Source organism: Azospirillum isscasi (assembly GCF_030849505.1).
Lineage (GTDB): Bacteria > Pseudomonadota > Alphaproteobacteria > Azospirillales > Azospirillaceae > Azospirillum > Azospirillum isscasi.
In genome coordinates, this window is the sequence record NZ_JAUJFI010000357.1 from 1 (window position 1) to 1,210 (window position 1,210).

Below are 1,210 nucleotides of genomic sequence, written 5' to 3' on the forward strand. Positions count from 1 at the left end.
GCCGGCGGAGTCGCCACTGGGGCCGCCACTGGGGCCGCCACCGGGGCCGCCACCGGGGAGATCCATGTCCGGCGGGGACAGGGTGCAGCCGGTGGCGCGGCGCCAGCGCTCCCGGAACAGGTCGCCCAGCGCGCGGGCGGCGTCGCCGTCCACCGCCATCATCACGTCGTGGAAGGGCTCGTAGGGGGTGCCGTCCGGCTGGCGGCGCAGCGGCTCGTCGGGGCGGTGGGCGCGGGTGTCCCAGCGGTTGGCGGTGATGTCCAGCCCGCCGCAGAAGGCCACGCGGTCGTCGATCACCAGCATCTTCTGATGATGGCAGGCCCCCGCCGGATGGTCGCCGTCCAGCCGGTACTGGAGCCGCGAATGGCTGAGCCAGCTCCGCAGGAACAGCGGCTGCGACCAGCGGGCCAGATCGAACAGCTCCGCATAGTCCCACTTCAGCACATGGATGGTCAGGTCCGGGCGGGTCGCCGCCAGCCAGTTCAGCAGGTTGCCCAGCTTGTCCGGGCGGCGCGGGCGGCGCGTCTGCGGGGTCAGCCGGATGCGCGCGTCGAAGTCCCAGGCGGTCAGGTAGATGCTGCGCCGCGCCTGCCGCATCGCCGCCTTGGCGAGCGCGAAGTAATCCTCCGCATCGACGATCACGCCGACCCGCTCCGCCCGCTCCACCCGCCAGCAGGTGCGGCCCGGCACCAGCAGCGGTTCCGCCGCCAGGGAAGCCGCCACGGGGGGCGCCGGGTGCGGCGGGGGGAGGGGGGTCGGCTGGTGGTCGGGCATCGGGAGGGGCTGGACCGGACGTCTTGCGGGGATCGGCATCGGGGCATCACATATGGTGCGCCCCCGGCGGGCTGCGACCGGCCAGGAAGGCGAATGACGGAACAACACCGCAGCCGCCCTTCCCTCCCCGCCGCCCGCCGTGAGGCGAAATTCCGTTGCCCGACCGGCCGGGACCTGGGTACCGTCAGGATGAATCCATTCGTGTCCGCCATTGTCCTCGTGCCCCGCTTGTCCGTTCCCTTACCGATCCCGCGGCAGGACCGCCGATGCTGAGCCTCGTCCTGCGCCGGATCGCCGCCGCGGTGCCGGCCCTGCTCGGCCTCGCGCTCGCCGCCGCCGCGGTGGCCGCGCTGACGGGAAGCGGCTGGGCGGAGTCGCTGGGGACGGCGCTGGCCGCCTTGGCCCCGACGCTGGCTCTGGTCCTGCCGGCACTGGC

The 1,210-nt window shown here is 74.0% G+C and carries 1 pseudogene; it reads right to left on the minus strand.

The features are described from left to right. A pseudogene (locus QSG27_RS28970) lies at window positions 1-723 on the minus strand (VTT domain-containing protein); the annotation flags it as partial. Window positions 724-1,210 lie beyond the last annotated feature (487 nt).